14 protein-coding genes are annotated in these 16,623 nt (G+C 44.1%); 3 read left to right on the top strand and 11 right to left on the bottom strand.

Going from position 1 to position 16,623, the window contains the following annotated elements; genetic code table 11:
- Nucleotides 1–3: 3 nt before the first annotated feature.
- Together FKN05_RS04205 and trpL2 are read right to left on the bottom strand one after the other, a co-directional pair.
- Nucleotides 4–1,557, bottom strand: coding sequence for an anthranilate synthase component 1 (locus tag FKN05_RS04205; protein WP_212752245.1), 1,554 nt, complete (start codon nt 1,555–1,557; stop codon nt 4–6).
- Nucleotides 1,558–1,690: 133 nt separating this feature from the next.
- The gene (gene trpL2, locus FKN05_RS04200; RefSeq protein WP_099612298.1) at nt 1,691–1,801 is read right to left on the bottom strand and encodes a tryptophan operon leader peptide; all 111 of its coding nucleotides are present in this window, start codon (nt 1,799–1,801) and stop codon (nt 1,691–1,693) included.
- Nucleotides 1,802–1,896: 95 nt separating this feature from the next.
- On the opposite strand from trpL2, the gene rnm reads away from it, so the two are divergent.
- From rnm to rluB, 3 genes are all read left to right on the top strand, one after another.
- Nucleotides 1,897–2,769, top strand: a complete 873-nt coding sequence (rnm, locus tag FKN05_RS04195) for an RNase RNM (RefSeq protein ID WP_170887236.1) — start codon at nt 1,897–1,899, stop codon at nt 2,767–2,769.
- Nucleotides 2,770–2,771: 2 nt separating this feature from the next.
- The gene (locus FKN05_RS04190) at nt 2,772–3,392 is read left to right on the top strand and encodes an L-threonylcarbamoyladenylate synthase (RefSeq protein WP_099612299.1); all 621 of its coding nucleotides are present in this window, start codon (nt 2,772–2,774) and stop codon (nt 3,390–3,392) included.
- Nucleotides 3,393–3,511: 119 nt separating this feature from the next.
- Nucleotides 3,512–4,513 carry a 23S rRNA pseudouridine(2605) synthase RluB gene (gene rluB, locus FKN05_RS04185; protein WP_099612300.1) on the top strand — a complete coding sequence of 334 codons (1,002 nt, stop codon included), beginning with the start codon at nt 3,512–3,514 and terminating at the stop codon, nt 4,511–4,513.
- A 72-nt stretch (nt 4,514–4,585) separates the two neighbouring features.
- Here the strand turns inward: rluB and FKN05_RS04180 are convergent, their stop codons facing one another.
- From FKN05_RS04180 to FKN05_RS04140, 9 genes are all read right to left on the bottom strand, one after another.
- On the bottom strand, nt 4,586–6,289 hold the full coding sequence (locus FKN05_RS04180; RefSeq protein ID WP_170886955.1) for a hypothetical protein: 1,704 nt from the start codon (nt 6,287–6,289) through the stop codon (nt 4,586–4,588).
- 265 nt (nt 6,290–6,554) lie between these two features.
- On the bottom strand, nt 6,555–8,276 hold the full coding sequence (gene cydC, locus FKN05_RS04175; protein ID WP_099612303.1) for a heme ABC transporter ATP-binding protein/permease CydC: 1,722 nt from the start codon (nt 8,274–8,276) through the stop codon (nt 6,555–6,557).
- Nucleotides 8,269–10,056 (bottom strand): heme ABC transporter permease/ATP-binding protein CydD, encoded by a 1,788-nt coding sequence (gene cydD / locus FKN05_RS04170; RefSeq protein ID WP_170886954.1) that lies wholly within the window; start codon nt 10,054–10,056, stop codon nt 8,269–8,271. The genes cydC and cydD overlap by 8 nt, the downstream gene beginning before the upstream one ends.
- A gap of 120 nt (nt 10,057–10,176) precedes the next feature.
- The gene (trxB, locus tag FKN05_RS04165; protein ID WP_099612305.1) at nt 10,177–11,136 is read right to left on the bottom strand and encodes a thioredoxin-disulfide reductase; all 960 of its coding nucleotides are present in this window, start codon (nt 11,134–11,136) and stop codon (nt 10,177–10,179) included.
- 79 nt (nt 11,137–11,215) lie between these two features.
- The gene (locus FKN05_RS04160; protein WP_170886953.1) at nt 11,216–12,559 is read right to left on the bottom strand and encodes an MATE family efflux transporter; all 1,344 of its coding nucleotides are present in this window, start codon (nt 12,557–12,559) and stop codon (nt 11,216–11,218) included.
- A 106-nt stretch (nt 12,560–12,665) separates the two neighbouring features.
- Nucleotides 12,666–13,490 carry a DUF2797 domain-containing protein gene (locus FKN05_RS04155; protein WP_161427628.1) on the bottom strand — a complete coding sequence of 275 codons (825 nt, stop codon included), beginning with the start codon at nt 13,488–13,490 and terminating at the stop codon, nt 12,666–12,668.
- Nucleotides 13,491–13,558: 68 nt separating this feature from the next.
- The gene (locus FKN05_RS04150; protein WP_099612307.1) at nt 13,559–14,293 is read right to left on the bottom strand and encodes a SanA/YdcF family protein; all 735 of its coding nucleotides are present in this window, start codon (nt 14,291–14,293) and stop codon (nt 13,559–13,561) included.
- A complete protein-coding gene (locus FKN05_RS04145; protein ID WP_161427630.1) occupies nt 14,266–14,589 on the bottom strand; it encodes a DUF3392 domain-containing protein in 324 nt (107 codons plus the stop codon). Before FKN05_RS04145 ends, FKN05_RS04150 begins: the two co-directional genes overlap by 28 nt.
- A gap of 114 nt (nt 14,590–14,703) precedes the next feature.
- Nucleotides 14,704–16,392, bottom strand: a complete 1,689-nt coding sequence (locus tag FKN05_RS04140; RefSeq protein ID WP_099612308.1) for an NAD-dependent malic enzyme — start codon at nt 16,390–16,392, stop codon at nt 14,704–14,706.
- Nucleotides 16,393–16,623 lie beyond the last annotated feature (231 nt).

Genomic DNA, 16,623 nt, shown 5'->3' with positions numbered 1-16,623 from the left:
TCCTTATTCTTGGTGCGCGGATTGAATAGCAGAAATAACGGCTTGCGCTTTTCCGCGAGTTTCATCGGCTTCCGACTGTGGGTCAGAATCATAAACAACACCGGCCCCCGCTTGAACATGAGCCATGCCGTTCTCGACATACGCTGAGCGGATGACAATGCAGGTATCTAAATCGCCTTCCCCAGTCAGGTAACCGACAGCTCCTCCGTAGCTACCTCGACGTTCTTTTTCGACGTCTCGAATCAGTTGCATTGCCCGAATTTTTGGTGCTCCGGTTAAGGTGCCCATATTCATGCAGGCTTGATAAGCGTGTAGCGCATCAAGATCATCACGCAGCTGACCGACAACACGAGAAACCAAATGCATCACATGGCTATATCGATCCACTTTTAGTAAATCGGCCACATGGCGAGTGCCTGCTTTGGCTATCCGCGCAACATCATTACGAGCCAAATCGACCAGCATCATATGTTCGGCGTTTTCTTTCTTATCGCAGCGTAGTTCCAGTTCAATTCGACTATCTAAATCATAATCGATTGAGCCATCAGCCCGCTTTCCTCGAGGTCGAGTGCCAGCAATCGGATAAATTTCAATTTGGTTAGTCTGTGTTTCATATTTGAGTGCGCTTTCAGGCGATGCACCAAACAACGTAAAATGTTCATCTTGCATATAGAACATATAAGGGCTTGGATTACTTTCTTTTAATCGTTGATAAGCAGCTAACGGTGAAGGACAGGGCAAAGTGAAACGGCGTGAAGGGACAACCTGAAAAATATCGCCTTGTACCACATACTGTTTGAGATCTTCGACTAAGTGACAAAAATCGTTATCACTGATATTGGTGGCCACCTCTATTTGTGTCAGTGTTTGTGCAACAGGTTGAGCTAACGATTGACTCGCTTGTTGTTTAATTTGGTTGAGACGCTGCTGCAGCGCAGTACACGTCTCGGTATTTGTTGTAAAGGCGGTGGCTTGCAATTGGCAGGTGGCTTGTTGGTGATCGACTACCATCAGTGTTTCTGCCACATAAAAAACGTAATCAGGGCAGTGATTGATGGCTTTCGCTTCACCTAATGGTTCAAAATTCGCCACTAAGTCATAGGCAAATAATCCACCGAGAAAGATGGCATGTTTATCTTGTTGGGTGAGGTCAAAACTATGCTGAACCAGCCGAAGGGCATCAAAGGAAGAAGCCTCACGCAATCGAGAATCTTCATCAAGCGTATTGCAAGGAGCACAAAAAGATAAAATCAGTGAATCTTCTTGCTGCTGAGCGGTGACCGACTCATTGAGGTGCTCGATCAGCACTTGAATTAAGTCACGACCATTGTCGCTCAGGGCTTTAAATGTGACTTCATGGCCAATGCACGTTATGCGTACTGCGGCATCAATCAGTAACAAACTTTTGAGATTTTGTTTGGAGTTGATCTCTGCTGATTCCAGCAGTAAGCAGTCTGTTTTCCCTTCACATAAAGCGTGAAAAAGTGCGGTGGGATCTTGTGTATAGTCCAGCGCTTGCTTGATAACGTGGATCGGTGCTGGTTTTTGTCTGCTCATGGTCTTGTTCACAAGACCTCCTTGTCTATTCAATACGGTGACGTTTTAGGGGCGATTTACCGCGTGTCGTTTGTTTTGATTGTGCGAACAAAAAGCCCGCTGTGGGAGCGGGCTTTATCAATGCGTTGTTTAACTAACAGTACACATCAGCCCGCCAGGTATGAACCCAGATACGCCATCCATTCAGTTCAGTATTGACTGATCTGAAATTAGATTTAGGGTTTGAGTTAAATTCTTGTAACATAGCAAGCCTTAGCACGGTACTCTTGTATTTGTGTACTAGTTAACTAGTGCGAGAGAGAAAAGTCAAGCCTTAATAATAGACAAAATGAAAAAATGATGAAAATTGACCTACACAGTCACACAACGGCATCGGATGGACGCTTTGAGCCTAACCAATTGATTGATCGTGCACTGGAATTCAACATTGATGTGTTGGCGATTACTGATCATGATACGGTAGATGCTTTGGCTCCCGCTCATGCGTACATTGAAGCGGGTCAATATCCGATTACCTTGATTAACGGTATTGAGTTTTCAACCGTTTGGCAAAATAAAGACATCCATATCGTTGGGCTGAATATTGACCCTGAGCATGTGGCATTAACGACATTAATTGAAAAGCAAAAGCAGCGGCGTATTTATCGAGCTGAGTTAATAGCGGAACGACTCGCCAAAGCCACTCGCCCTGGAGTATTGGAAGAAGTGCAGGCGATTGCTGGCGATGCACCGATAACGCGTGCTCATTTTGCTAAATGGTTAGTGGATGAAGGCTATGTAAAAACCATGCAGCAAGTCTTTAAAAAATATTTAACCCGTAATAACCCAGGTTATGTTCCTCCCACTTGGTGTTCGATGGCTGACGCGATAGAAGCCATTCATGCCGCTGGTGGGCAGGCGGTTTTAGCGCATCCGGGCCGATATGACTTGACGGCGAAATGGCTTAAGCGCTTAATTAATGCATTTGTTGAAGCTGGTGGCGATGCGATGGAAGTCGCTCAACCGCAACAAGCTCCACAAGAGAAGCGTACCCTCGGTGATTACGCGATACAGTATAATCTACTCGCTTCGCAAGGCAGTGATTTCCATTACCCCTCTCCGTGGATGGAGTTAGGACGAAATCTCTGGTTGCCCGCAGGCGTTGAACCGGTTTGGAAAGATTGGAAGCATCTTCCAGACCTTAGAGTCGAGAGACTCGATAATGAGGAATAAGAATGAGTCAATTTTTTTATGTTCATCCTGAAAACCCACAAGCTCGTTTGATCAATCAAGCGGTAGCCATTATTCGCAACGGTGGGGTTGTGGTTTATCCAACCGATTCTGGTTATGCACTGGGTTGTCAGTTAGAAAATAAACAGGCTTTAGAGCGTATTTGCCAAATTCGTCGTTTAGATGATAAGCACAATTTCACCCTATTATGCCGTGATTTATCTGAGCTTTCATTGTATGCCCGAGTGGATAATACGGCTTTTCGTCTGCTGAAAAATAATACTCCGGGGCCATATACCTTTATTTTTAAAGGAACCAAAGAAGTGCCGCGTCGGCTAATGAATGCAAAACGTAAAACGATTGGTATTCGAGTGCCAGACAATAAAATTGCGCTAGACTTACTGGAAGCCTTGGGTGAACCTTTGATGTCTACCTCGTTGATCTTACCCGGTAAAGAAACAACGGAAGCGGATCCTGAAGAAATTCGTGATCGTTTAGAGCATGTCGTCGACGTGATTTTAAATGGCGGTTATTTAGGGGAACAGCCCACAACAGTGATTGATTTTAGTGAAGATGAGATGCGAGTGACCCGCTTGGGTGCGGGAGATCCGACACCATTTGAGTAAAGGTGATGATGGATAAAACGGATGCTTTTCTTCTGGTTATTTGCGATAATGCGCGACCGCGATTTTAACGTCGCATATTGTCATTCGACGTCTGAGAAGACGACATCATAGGTAGATAAATGAGCGAAAAGTTACAAAAGGTTTTAGCACGTGCTGGTCATGGTTCTCGTCGAGAGCTTGAAGCTCTGATCCGAGCTGGACGTGTAAGTGTTAATGGCAAGGTAGCTGTTCTGGGCGAGCGCCTAGACGATGAAAATGCAGTTGTGCGTATCGACGGGCATGTGGTTTCAGCCAAAGCACAAGAAGAGGTTATTTGCCGAGTGCTAGCGTATTATAAACCCGAAGGAGAGCTCTGTACTCGCCATGACCCAGAAGGTCGTCGTACGGTTTTTGATCGCCTGCCAAAAATTCGCGGTTCTCGTTGGATTTCAGTAGGGCGCTTGGATGCAAACACCTCCGGCTTACTGCTATTTACGACGGATGGTGAGTTGGCGAATCGTTTAATGCATCCTAGCCGTCAGGTTGAACGTGAATACTTAGTCCGTGTGTTCGGCGAAATTAACGAAGAAAAAGTCCGCAATTTAGTTCGAGGTGTGCAGCTTGAAGACGGTTTAGCCCGTTTTGAAGATGTTGTCTATGCGGGCGGTGAAGGTATGAACCATACCTTTTACGTAGTAATTAATGAAGGACGTAACCGTGAAGTTCGCCGCTTATGGGAATCTCAAGATACCACAGTCAGCCGTTTGAAACGTGTTCGTTATGGCGATATTTTCTTGGATAAAAAACTGCCTCGTGGCGGTTGGATGGAGCTTGATCTCAAGCAAGTGAATTATTTGCGTGAATTGGTTGAATTACGCCCTGAGCGAGAAAGTATGCTTGACCAATCTAAAGACAACACTTCTCGTAAGCGTGAGCGCTCTCGTAGCCAGAAAATTCGTCGGGCGGTTCGTCGTCATGAAGAACGCGTAACAACAGGTTCAACTAAACCTAAAACCCGTATCACAAACGGAACGACAACTAGTAAAACACCTGCCAATGCTCGTCGTAAACCGGCTTCTAGTACGCGAAACCGTGGTGTCGAGCAAGGTGGCCGCTCTCAAGGTGGCAAAGCTCATCGCTAAGTGCTTTATTATTTGAATGCCAATAAAAACCCCGAGCATGCTCGGGGTTTTTATTGTGAGATAAAACAGTGACTATTTCTTCATTTTTACGTTATGGTCATAGCCTAAAACAAAACCATGATCATTTACATCAAAAGTAATTTGAGAAACGGCATTGCTATTTAACCCTGCACTAATATCTTCTGGTACTTCTTCACCTTGCATCTCTGCCACTAATTCCATTAATTCCAATACGCGTGGTGCGTTCACTGCAAATTGGAATAAGCCTTGTGCCTCTAGTGACGATGCCAACACACTTTGCGAGTTTGTTGATGACCGTTCACCTGCATAAAGCGCAAGATGCTTGTCATTTAAGCGTGCAAAGAGTGGTGTAGAAACGCCTGTTTCTGATTTGAGTAATGCAGAAAGATCAACCGGATTACCATTTGGTTGAATGGTTAACTGTGCGAGTTGAGGGATAAACATCTGAGCTGTTTGGAGCAGCGCTATAGGATTCTCCGCGGATAAGGTAAATAGAAAATCGAGTTTTTCAAACTGGGGAGAATAAGGTTTTTGCAGATCCAGAGCGACATCATTTAAGGTGAAATGCATTCCCTTCATGCCATTGACCATGCTTGAACCCATACTTAACATCGCCGCTGGGTTTTCTGAGCCCATTTCTTGTTGCATTTCAGCTAAAAAATCGCACTGATAGGTGGGTTGTTGGATATCTTGCCAAATGGTATTGATTGCTGGCGCTAATTTAGCAACATCTAACCCGAATCCGAATTCAAAGATGCTGTCTTGAGCCGACATTTTAGGCATAAATCCGCGTATCGATTGGATTGCATTAAGAATGACTTTATTGGTGCTCTCAAGCACAATCTGTCCGTCAAGATTCACTTGATCATTTTTAGCTTGATAATGAGTTAAGGCAACGGTTCTTGGCCAGTGGCTGGCGATAGTTGCAAACTCACTTTGGCAATTCGGTTCACGTAACTCTTCGATAAAAGGTTCTGGGTTGTATTCTTGCAGGATATCGACTTGTCGAGCAAGTAAGTTACTTGCTGGTTGGGTAAAACCTTTAATGATCTCTTGGTGATCTAAATATCCGTAGCTACTATATTGCTTACCGTATTTACGTTGTAGTCCAGAAAGAATATCGCTGTCAGCAAAAGCCTTTTGTGGTTTTTCAACCCCTAATGCTAACTTAAGTGGATTTGCTTCTTTAAGTAAAGGAAAATCAAGCGTAAAGGTAGCCACATTGTCATGAACCGCGATGACTAGATTAATCTCTTCGCCATTTTCATCGCTTAGTCTATAGCGACGATAATCAATATTGCCCAATTTAGTTGCTTGATGAGTTGCACCCGTGGCTTGTTCTGTTTGATCGATGGTATTCCAGAATGCGGCAGTATCTTCTAACTGTATTTTATAAACAGGGATCATACCTAACGTATAAAAAACCGGTTTTACTTTATCTGGCGTACCTGAATATGCTTTAAAGGTTTTTTTATCGACAGCACTTTGTAAATAGCCATCTAAATAAGCGACCATGAAATCTTGTTCTGCAGTCAGGTCGAAATCGGCGAATAAATCATACAAACTTTGTTGGGATTTCCCCATGGTATTGACGTATTCAAAATGGTCGTACGCTTCTGTTTGCATAACAACCAAAGGGGAATCGGCAGGGATTGACCCTAACAATGCATCAGTTGAAGTATCTGAACCTGTTGTGTAGTAATAACCACCAACCGCGGCGACAGCGACAGCTGAGGCAAGTAATAATTTTTTCACTAGCAACTCCGTTGTTTATCTCTGAGTCTGATCCTGTATTGAGTGACAGAAAAAGAGTATTTGTTGTCATTTCATAAAGAGTATACCGATTATCATCCATGTCACAATAATAGGTATAGGGCAAGTATCATATATAAATTGGCAACGAGTTCAATGTGTTATTTATATCTTTGCTGCATGCGGGAAGAGAATCGGGAGGTTCGTTCATTTTCTATTAATAAACTCTCGGCAATGTTTTCTTGCCGAGAGCTTATCGATGAAAGGATTATAAGGTTTGATATAGCTGGTAGTAACGAGCTTTTTGGGCAAGTAGCGTGGCATGATCCCCTTGTTCTACAATTTCTCCCTGATCAATTAAACAAATGGTGTCCATTGATTCTAGATCGACCAATCGATGGGTAATAAAAATCACCGTTTTATGGGCAAACTGTGTTTGTAATAGCGTCATAATCTGCTGCTCGGTTTGCTTGTCTAAACCTTCTGTGGGTTCATCAAGCAGTAAGATTGGACCATCATGCAATAATGCTCTCGCGATTCCGATACGTCGCTTTTCGCCACCAGATAACTGGCGGCCACCATCACCGAGCCAAGTGTTTAAACCCTGACCATCAAGTAATTTATTTAAACCTACATCGATAAGTGTTTGACAAAGTTCATCTTCTTGAGCATGAGGTTTCGCTAATGCTAGATTGTCGCGTAGGCTACCATTGAGAATATCAACTCGTTGGCTAACGACACTTATTGCAGAGCGTAAGTCACTTTCTTGCCACGCTTGTAGAGGGGTGCCACCAAGGGTGATTTGACCTTGTTGTACGTCCCAATAACGGCATAACAACTGAATTAAGGTCGATTTCCCAGAACCAGTTTGGCCAACAATGGCTACTTTGTTTCCTGTTGGGATCGCGAGGTTAATCTGGTTTAACACCGTTTGTGAGCTGTCTGGATAATGAAAACAAGCATGATCAAAATAAATATCAAATTGTCCCGAATGGACGGTGGGTTGTTCGGTAAAGGAGACTTCTGGCTCACTAAGGAGAATTTCGTTTAATCGTCGAGCAGAGGTTAATGTTTGTCCTAAATGTTGAAAAGCTCCGGCAATTGGCATAAGGAGTTCAACGCTAGCCATGGTGGCAAAAGCGATGAGAGCGACCATTGGATCAGGGGCTTGCCCGTTGACACCATCGGCCGCTAGCCAGAGCATGAGAACTAAAACCCAACCATTGACAAGCAGTAAAAAAGCTTGCGCTAGACCGGTAAAATGAGCATTAATTTTTTGGTTGTACAGCAACTTATCTTGCGCGATAAAAATAGCTTTTCGATAGTGAGCTTCAGCACCAAAAATGACTAACTCACTGTAACCTTGTAGCCAGTCTAACGTGGCAATTCTCAGGTGGGCCTTATGCTCGGTTAATGCTTGACCATTGCGTTTACCGAGCCAGTAAAAAAGAGGAGGCCAAGTGAGTAAGATAAGAAGTAAAATACCGCCGAGGGTTAGTCCTAAAGTGGCATCAAACCAACAGAGTAAAGCGGTTAAGCCAGCGATACCGAGTATTCCGACCGTAAGTGGACTAATAAGGCGCAAGTAAACATGATCCATGGCATCGATGTCTGCGACTAAACGGTTTAATAAGTCCGCATCTCGTAGGCTAGATAGCCGACCAGGTACGAGCGGTGCTAGTTTTTGGAAAAAAAACACCCGCAAATCGGTTAATAATTTAAAGGTTGCGTTATGGCTAACGACGCGTTCACCCCAACGTCCAGCCGTACGCCCCATCGCAAAGCCACGAACAAAGGCTCCGGGTAGCATATAGTTAAATGTCTCCCGAGCTATCGTGAGTCCAGCAACGGCTGCGGCAGATAAAAACCACCCAGATAGCGTCAACAAACCGATAGATGCAAAAAGAGTGAGAAAGGCCAACAACATCCCGAGAGATAAACTAAACCAATGTTTTTTATACAGTTTGAGGTAGGGTAGTAAATCACGCATCTAAATTCCCCTTATCCGCGGCTTTTCTGGTTTGGTTTGCGGTTAGCATTGTGGCAAACAGTCCTGGTTGTTCACTAAGTTGAGTAAAACTTCCTACTTGTACGATATGCCCATCTTGCATGACTAATATTTGATCAACTGAGCGAAGTGGTTCAAGTTGATGGGTGACGAGTAGTGCGGTCTTATTGGCAATTTGTTGATCTAAGCTGTGCATCACTAATCGTTCACTTTTGGCATCTAAACTAGCGGTTGGCTCATCAAGTAACCAGAACATGCCATTTTGTAACATAGCTCTGGCTAAAGCGAGACGTTGTGCTTGGCCAACGGACAATCCTTCAGAGCGATCATTGATTACATAATCCAACCCATGATGATCCACAAACTCACGAGCAAAAGCCTCTTCAAGTACCGTTTGCAATTGCTGGTCATCAATCTCGGTCTTTCCCAGGGTGACGTTGTCACGGATACTGCCGTGGACCAAAAGCGGATTTTGCCCAACCCAACTGATCATCGCTCGCCAGCAATGATGATCGCATTGATTTAGTTCAATCCCATTGATGGTGAGGCTTCCTTGGTAAGGCATAAAACCGAGAATCGCATTCACTAAGCTGGTTTTACCAGCGCCACTCGGCCCGACTAATGCCGTGGTTTGCCCTCTGGATAAGGTAAAAGAAACGGGGCCAACCAACGGATGCCCCTCTGGGCTAAATACGCATAGATCTTGCGCAATAATCTCAATCGACTCTTGGTGATTGAGTATCTGATGACCTGAACGTACTTTCTCAATATCAATGGCTAAAAAATCCGCAATACTTTCGGCCGCAGCCACCGCTTGTTGCTTAGCATGGTAGAAGGTACCGAGATCGCGCAGCGGCTGATAAAATTCAGGAGCGAGAATTAATATAAATAAGCCAGCAAAGAGCGTCACACCTGCGCCATAGTGACCAAAATTCAATTCACCAATAAAACTAAATCCAAAATAGACCGCGGTGATAGCAATAGAAATCGAGGTAAAAAACTCTAATACCGCAGAGGATAAGAAAGCGATGCGTAATACATCCATGGTTCGTTTACGAAAAACTTCTGATGCGCCACGCATTTTTTCCGTTTCTGCTTGAGTGCGATCAAACAGCCGGATCGTTGTCATTGATTGTAAACGGTCATAAAAGTGACCAGATAAACGTTGCAGAGCCTTAAAGTTTTTACGGCTGGCATCTGCGGCTTTAATTCCAACGAGAGCCATAAAGAGTGGCACTAAAGGGGCGGTTATCAGGAAAATTAATCCAGCCGCCCAGTTTAGCGGAAAGACGACGACTAAAATAATCAATGGGATCAACACGGCCAGTGACATTTGAGGCAGGTAACGAGCGAAAAAGTCGTGCATATCTTCAACTTGCTCTAACGTTAATGTTGCCCAAGCGCCTGCGGGCTTGCCCTTAATATAAGCTGGCCCTAAGGAGCGTAACTTCTCAAAAATAAGCTGCCGGATGTAGGTTCGAACCTCTTTCCCGGCGTGAAAACCGGCCATTTCTCTACCCCATGAGCAGATCGATCGTAACGCGATTGTTGCCATCAGTCCGATAAATTGAGGAATGAGCGTGTACTTGTCTACTTGTTCAATAATCAACTGATGAAGAATCGTGGCGATGAGGGCGGCTTGAACGAGCAAAAATAAGCTAGATATGATACCGAGCCCAATGGCAAGTATGAGCCAGCGCTTGGCGAGCTTGCTTTGCTGTTTGAGCCACATATTGAGACTGCGTTGCTTTTTCTTATCCATTTTAAAGGCTTATTGATAATTATTATTGGAACGAAAGGCCGTTAGTATACAAAAGAAAACCCAGCGGATATACCGCTGGGTTGGGGCGTTGTTGGTCAACAAGACATAATTTATTGTGCTTTATTGATTATTTAGGCTATCGAGATAGCGTTCTGCATCTAGAGCGGCCATACAGCCTGTTCCTGCTGAAGTAATCGCCTGACGATAGTTATGATCCATCACATCACCTGCAGCAAAAATACCTGCTACGCTGGTTTGAGTCGCATTACCGTCAAGGCCAGATTGCACCCAGATATAACCTTCTTGCATTTTTAATTGGCCGTTAAAAATATCGGTATTAGGTTGGTGTCCAATGGCGATAAAAACGCCCATCACGGCTAGCTCTTCACAGGTGCCAGAACGTGTATCTTTTAAGCGTACGCCAGTAACGCCCATATCATCGCCAAGTACTTCTTCTAATGTACGTTCGGTATGCAAGATAATATTGCCGCTTGCGACTTTTTCCATCAGGCGATCGATCAATATTTTTTCTGAACGAAAACTGTCACGACGATGAATTAGATGGACTTCTGCGGCAATATTGGAGAGGTAAAGCGCTTCCTCAACCGCGGTGTTACCACCGCCCACAACGGCGACTTTTTGATTACGGTAGAAGAATCCATCACAGGTAGCACAAGCAGAAACGCCTCGTCCCTTGAACGTTTCTTCTGATGCTAAACCGAGGTATTTTGCTGAAGCTCCGGTCGAAATAATTAAGGCATCACAAGTATATTGGTAGCTATCACCTTTGAGACGAAAAGGGCGCTGAGAAAAGTCGACTTGGTGAATATGGTCAAAGACAATTTCCGTCTCAAATCGCTTGGCATGTGCTTCCATACGTTCCATTAAATCGGGGCCGGTTAGTCCTTCGGCATCTCCCGGCCAGTTTTCGACTTCTGTGGTGGTTGTGAGCTGACCGCCTTGTTGCATTCCAGTAACGAGTACAGGGTTCAGATTTGCGCGTGCAGCATAGACGGCGGCAGTATAGCCAGCTGGACCTGAGCCTAAGATAAGAAGTTTACAGTGTTTCACGTCGCTCATGATGACTCCGCTATTGAATGCTGAAAAAGTTAATCGATTGTAGAAAATATTGTTGATAATGAAAAGCTATTACAGCAAGTTATTGTTCTTGAGTTGAATGGTCGAGTGCTTGCCACTGCTTAAGGAGCATATAACTGACCACCAATGAGAGGCAAATATTAGACAAGGGTACGGCGAGCCACACACCATTCAGCCCCCAAAATTTAGGTAACACCAATAAAAATGGGATTTGAATGAGCATATTACTCATGGTGATAAAAGTGGCTTTGTTACCTAATCCAAGTGACTGAAACCATGTGGCGGTTAAAATAAGGAAACCATCCAAAAACATCGCGCACAGAAAGAGCCGCATAGCCCAGGTTGTGGTCGTGAGTAAGGTTTGATCGTCTTGTGCAATAAAAAATTGCGCAAAAAATTCTGGCGACCACTGAATGGCCAACACAAATAGAATGCCACTACCTAATGTAAACAGGCAGGCAATTTTATAGGAGGCTTTGACACGGTTTTTTAAGTTGGCACCATAATAGAAACTGCTTAAAGGTTGCATGCCTCCCGCTGTCCCTTCGGCCATTAAGTAATAGAAAGTAATTAAGTATCCCGCGATACTATAGGCAGCAACATGAATGGCTTGCCCATAATGCAGCAGTAGCATGTTATGTAATACAATTGAAAAACTAATATAAAGGTACATCAACATACTCGATAATCCGGTTTTGAGAATGTCGATGATGGGTTGAATTTTCCAACTAAAGGTCGACCAAGATAATGGTAAGTGGCTACGGCGACTGAGTAAGTAGCTAAGGCAGATCATGACAGAACTCAATTCACCCAAGAGGGTTGCAAAAGCCGCTCCTTGCAGCCCTAATTGAAAATAGCCAATAAACAGCGCATCGAGTGCGATATTACCGAGAGCGCCTATGGCCATCGCGATGGTCGCTAAGCGTGGTGCGCCAGCATTACGGACTAATAGTGGCAGGGCGATGCTACCCAAGACCACGGGAGCGCCAATCATCATCCAGTAAAGATAACGAGTCCCTTGTGTATAAGCGCCACCTTCGGCTCCTTGTAAATGCAAAAAATTGGGACTCAAAAAATGTAGTAACAAGCCCAGTGGCAGTCCAATTACTAATAATAGTAGTAAAGCATGCATCAAATAACCATTAGCTTGCAGGCGCTGCCCTGCTCCCATTTTTAGTGACGCGTGAGCACCGGCCCCCATGCCTACCATCATTCCAAACGCAAGTAAAACCCCCACAAATGGCCAAGCGAGGCTAATAGCCGCAAGGCCATCGCCTCCGATAAAATGGCCAACAAAGATACCATCGACAATTTGATAGGTGCCACTGACCATGAGTGCAGCAATAGACGGTAAGGTATAATGCCAAAAAGCTTTTGCTACAGATGATTGTTGTAAATTTATCATGCTATCTCTCATTAAATTTTGTTGTATGTGAGGCCATGTGGGGCCGTTTCATCTCACTCAAAATTTAAGCATTGTTTGATGGTTAATGATCGAGCTTACCCGTTGGTTAAGCACTCACTTCTACTTCATAAGAGGTAAACTTTCGGATATTGATAACTCCAGTATCAAACATCAAATATTGACCTTTGATTCCTTGCAAACGGCCAGTGATGAGCGGCTGTTTATCAAAATTATGTGATATTATTTTCTCTGGGTGTTGCTGAACAGGATACTCAATATCCGTTATGGTGTGATAAATTTCCGTTACCGCATCCTTACCAAACTGTTGCTTAATGTTGGTAACCGTGTCAGCTAAGAGCGGTTTGAGTGTTTCTGCTTGTTCAAGTAAGGGAAGAGGTTTCCCTTCTTTTTTTAATAAAGTCCGCCAGTTGGTTTTATCGGCGATATGCTTGGCAAGTTCGATTTCAATCAATCCGGAAATATGGCGGTTTTTCACTTGGTAGATAGCCAACCCTTGTGTTGCTCCTTGGTCAATCCAACGTGTCGGAATTTGGTTGTGGCGGGTAATGCCCACTTTTAAGCTCGAAGTATTTGCAAGGTAAACATAGTGGTCAACCATGCAATGAGTCTGTGCCCATTCGGGCTCTCGGCAAGTACCTTGATCAAAATGGCACGTTTCTGGTTTCATGATGCACATGTCACAACTGGCTAGTTTTTTCATACAAAGAAAGCAATGGCCTTGTGAATAACTTTTTTTGGTTTTCTTTCCGCAGGCACAGCAATAAATATGACCTGTATGCTGTAGGGTCAGTGTTTTACCAATCAAGGGATTGAGATCGATAAGGTGTTCGCCAACCGGGAGTTGATATTGAACTTGAGGATTAAGGTGGGTGCGCATTTTATTTAATACGCCACGAACAGTGAAAGACATGACATGACTCATTAGGTTAATGGATGGTTTTTATTAGCTTGGCTCAATGGGGGTTAGGATTAAAAAAATTAATCCGGTATAGGCGCTGTAGTGGTTTTGTCTAACTTTATAGGCTCTTTAGGGCCTAAAAACTTAGGTTGAGTATCAAATAGATAAAGATCTAAAAAAGCTTTCGTTCTGGCAAAAACTTCTCGCAGACGCACTTTAAAGCCAGAATAGTGGGTTGGGCCAGGAACCGCAAGACAGGTTGCGTTAATGTGATGGTGTTTAGCAATAAATAGGGCTCGTTCGCAGTGAAAGCGCTGAGTGATGATCAAAAAATCATCCGTTTCAAAAATACGCTTAGCGCGCACAATCGAATCGAGTGTCCTAAATCCAGCATAATCAAGATAGATGGCTTCATCCGGTACACCAGCTTTGAGTAGATCTCGTTTCATTGTCCACGGTTCGTTATAAGAACGGTGTGCATTATCACCACTGAGTAAAAAATGGGTCACTTTTTGCTGTTGATACAGTGCAATCGCCGTCTCGATTCGGTGGCGATAATAATCATTAAGGGTTCGGCCAAGATATTTACTGGTGCCGAGTACTACAGCGACCTCAAAATGAGGTAATTGCTGAGTATCATTGATGATCTGAGTATCCGCTTGCCAACTGATCCAGCGATCAAGCGTCAAAATCACAATCACAAATACTAAGCTTAGTAAGGCCAGCATCGTAGCGCCGGTGCGTAATTTTGAACCGATTCTAAGTCGGCGGCACAATTGGATAAGTGCTAAATTTGACGGTTTTTTTGTGCCCATAGGCCTATCACAATAAAGCTGATGATAACAAGACTAAACATCATGCCTCGCTCTAAATGAGACAATGTCCGAGCTAAGTAAGGGCTAGCTTTTACAATGAGTAAGCCGTAACCAAATGCATTGAGTGCGATAAAGGCTAATGTTCGCACAATAAAGTGTTGGTTAAGCATCACTCGACGTAGGATTGCATTAATTTCACCTCCCAACATAACCAGAAAACAGGCAATGAATGCCATCGAGATTTCAGCAAGGTATGGGGCGATATAGTGTCCAGCTGGGGCAAAAAAACTCAGCATATTGATCCTCTAGTTACAAAAGCCCCAGAAACGGGGCTTATCGCAAACAATCTTAAGGTTGAGTGATGCGCTCTATGTCACCTCACTCAAATATTCAACCGCTCGTGAATCTGATTAAAAAGCAGTACGTTTATAGCGACGATAGGAAGGCTGCCAGAAATGTTGCTCGATGGCAATCTCTAAAGCTTCATCCGTCATTTCTAAAGCAACGCCTTGTTCAATGGCCTTTTTCGCGACGGCAACCGCGATTTTTTTCGAGACTGAATGAATTGACTCTAAAGGAGGTAGCAATGGCCCATGACCATGGATGGCGAGTGGGGAGCAGCGTGCGAGGGCGCGGCTTGATTCCATTAACATTTCATCGGTCACACGTTTTGCTCCAACAGCCAAAACACCCAAGCCTATTCCTGGAAAGATATAACTATTATTGCACTGTGCGATGGGATAGGTTTTTCCGTCATGCAATACCGGATCAAATGGGCTGCCAGTGGCAACCAATGCTTCACCATTGGTCCAGCGAATAATATCGGAAGGTGTCGCTTCTACCCGGCTGGTTGGGTTTGACAGTGGGAAGACAATCGGGCGAGGGCAATGAGCATGCATGGCTTTGATGATGTCTTCACTAAACAGGCCTGGTGCGCCGGACACGCCAACGAGGACGGTGGGTTTGGCTTGCTGAACGACATCAAGTAACGAATAGCCGTTGCCTTCCGATTTCCATTTCTTGGTATTGGATTTTTTCTGCACTAGGCGTTGTTGGAAGTCGAGTAAATTAGGCATCCCTTCTTCTAATAATCCCCAACGGTCGACCATATAAACTTGAGAGCGAGCTTGCGTATCATCAATCCCTTCAGAAACCATTTGAGCAATGATCGCTTCAGCAATACCACAGCCTGCTGAGCCTGCACCTAAGAAGGTAATGCGTTGTTCAGACAATTTACTCCCCGCCGCTTTACATGCCGCAAGAAGTGAACCGACGGTAATGGCTGCTGTTCCTTGAATATCATCATTAAAGCAGCAAATACGGTTTTTATAACGTTCGAGTAAAGGCATGGCATTTTTTTGCGCAAAGTCTTCAAATTGAACTAAGGCTTCAGGCCAACGACGTTGTACGGCTTGAATAAAGTCTTCCACAAAATTGTCGTATTCAATGCCGGTAATGCGTGGATGACGCCAGCCCATGTACATAGGATCTGCCAGACGCTGTGGATTATTTGTGCCAACATCTAATACGATGGGCAGTGTATAGGCTGGGCTGATCCCACCACACGCGGTATAAAGGGATAACTTACCGATGGGAATGCCCATGCCACCAATCCCTTGGTCACCAAGCCCTAAAATACGTTCACCGTCAGTAACCACGATCACTTTAACATTATGATTGGCTGCATTATTTAGTAGATCATCAATCCGATCACGATTGGCATAGGAAATAAACAGCCCACGCCCGCGCCGATAAATATTAGAAAAGTTTTCACATGCTGCGCCTACCGTTGGCGTATAGATAATCGGCATCATTTCTGAAATATGATTCTGGACTAAACGATAAAATAAGGTTTCGTTAGTATCTTGGATATTACGTAGATAGATGTGCTTATCCATATCGCTTTCAAAGCTGCAGTATTGTTGATAAGCACGCACCACTTGCTCTTGGATCGTTTCTGTTGATTCTGGTAATAAACCTTCCAAGTTAAAAGAAGCCCGTTCTTCTGCACTAAAAGCGCTACCTTTGTTTAATAGAGGAGTACTAAGCAGGGCTGGGCCTGCATAAGGAATATAAAGCGGACGTTTATCGTTATTCATTTTTGGCCTATGTAGGGTAGATGGGAACAAGGAACTGAAAAATGATAACGGCTGATCGACTCGCTTGTAAATAGACAAGAGCTAACCTTCGATTGATTATGTTAATTCCGGCTAATAACCACTAAGGAAGCAATAAAAAGGACGAAAAATAACGCATTTTCCGTTATTATTAGCCTCTTTTTGTGCGACATTCTTGTGACTCAGTCTGATCTCCCGATCCAACCGCTACGT

The sequence above is a fragment of the Vibrio sp. 1-1(7) genome (assembly GCF_013048485.1).
In the GTDB taxonomy this organism is placed as follows: domain Bacteria; phylum Pseudomonadota; class Gammaproteobacteria; order Enterobacterales; family Vibrionaceae; genus Vibrio; species Vibrio fujianensis.
Note: the sequence above shows the minus strand (reverse complement) of the source record. Positions and strands in the feature narration are given on the sequence as shown.

Coding starts and splice junctions, on each gene's coding strand:
- FKN05_RS04205 (WP_212752245.1), bottom strand. CDS start 1,557: ATGAGCAGACAAAAACCAGCACCGATCCACGTTATCAAGCAAGCGCTG.
- trpL2 (WP_099612298.1), bottom strand. CDS start 1,801: ATGTTACAAGAATTTAACTCAAACCCTAAATCTAATTTCAGATCAGTC.
- rnm (WP_170887236.1), top strand. CDS start 1,897: ATGAAAATTGACCTACACAGTCACACAACGGCATCGGATGGACGCTTT.
- FKN05_RS04190 (WP_099612299.1), top strand. CDS start 2,772: ATGAGTCAATTTTTTTATGTTCATCCTGAAAACCCACAAGCTCGTTTG.
- rluB (WP_099612300.1), top strand. CDS start 3,512: ATGAGCGAAAAGTTACAAAAGGTTTTAGCACGTGCTGGTCATGGTTCT.
- cydC (WP_099612303.1), bottom strand. CDS start 8,276: ATGCGTGATTTACTACCCTACCTCAAACTGTATAAAAAACATTGGTTT.
- cydD (WP_170886954.1), bottom strand. CDS start 10,056: ATGGATAAGAAAAAGCAACGCAGTCTCAATATGTGGCTCAAACAGCAA.
- trxB (WP_099612305.1), bottom strand. CDS start 11,136: ATGAGCGACGTGAAACACTGTAAACTTCTTATCTTAGGCTCAGGTCCA.
- FKN05_RS04160 (WP_170886953.1), bottom strand. CDS start 12,559: ATGATAAATTTACAACAATCATCTGTAGCAAAAGCTTTTTGGCATTAT.
- FKN05_RS04155 (WP_161427628.1), bottom strand. CDS start 13,490: ATGTCTTTCACTGTTCGTGGCGTATTAAATAAAATGCGCACCCACCTT.
- FKN05_RS04150 (WP_099612307.1), bottom strand. CDS start 14,293: ATGGGCACAAAAAAACCGTCAAATTTAGCACTTATCCAATTGTGCCGC.
- FKN05_RS04145 (WP_161427630.1), bottom strand. CDS start 14,589: ATGCTGAGTTTTTTTGCCCCAGCTGGACACTATATCGCCCCATACCTT.
- FKN05_RS04140 (WP_099612308.1), bottom strand. CDS start 16,392: ATGAATAACGATAAACGTCCGCTTTATATTCCTTATGCAGGCCCAGCC.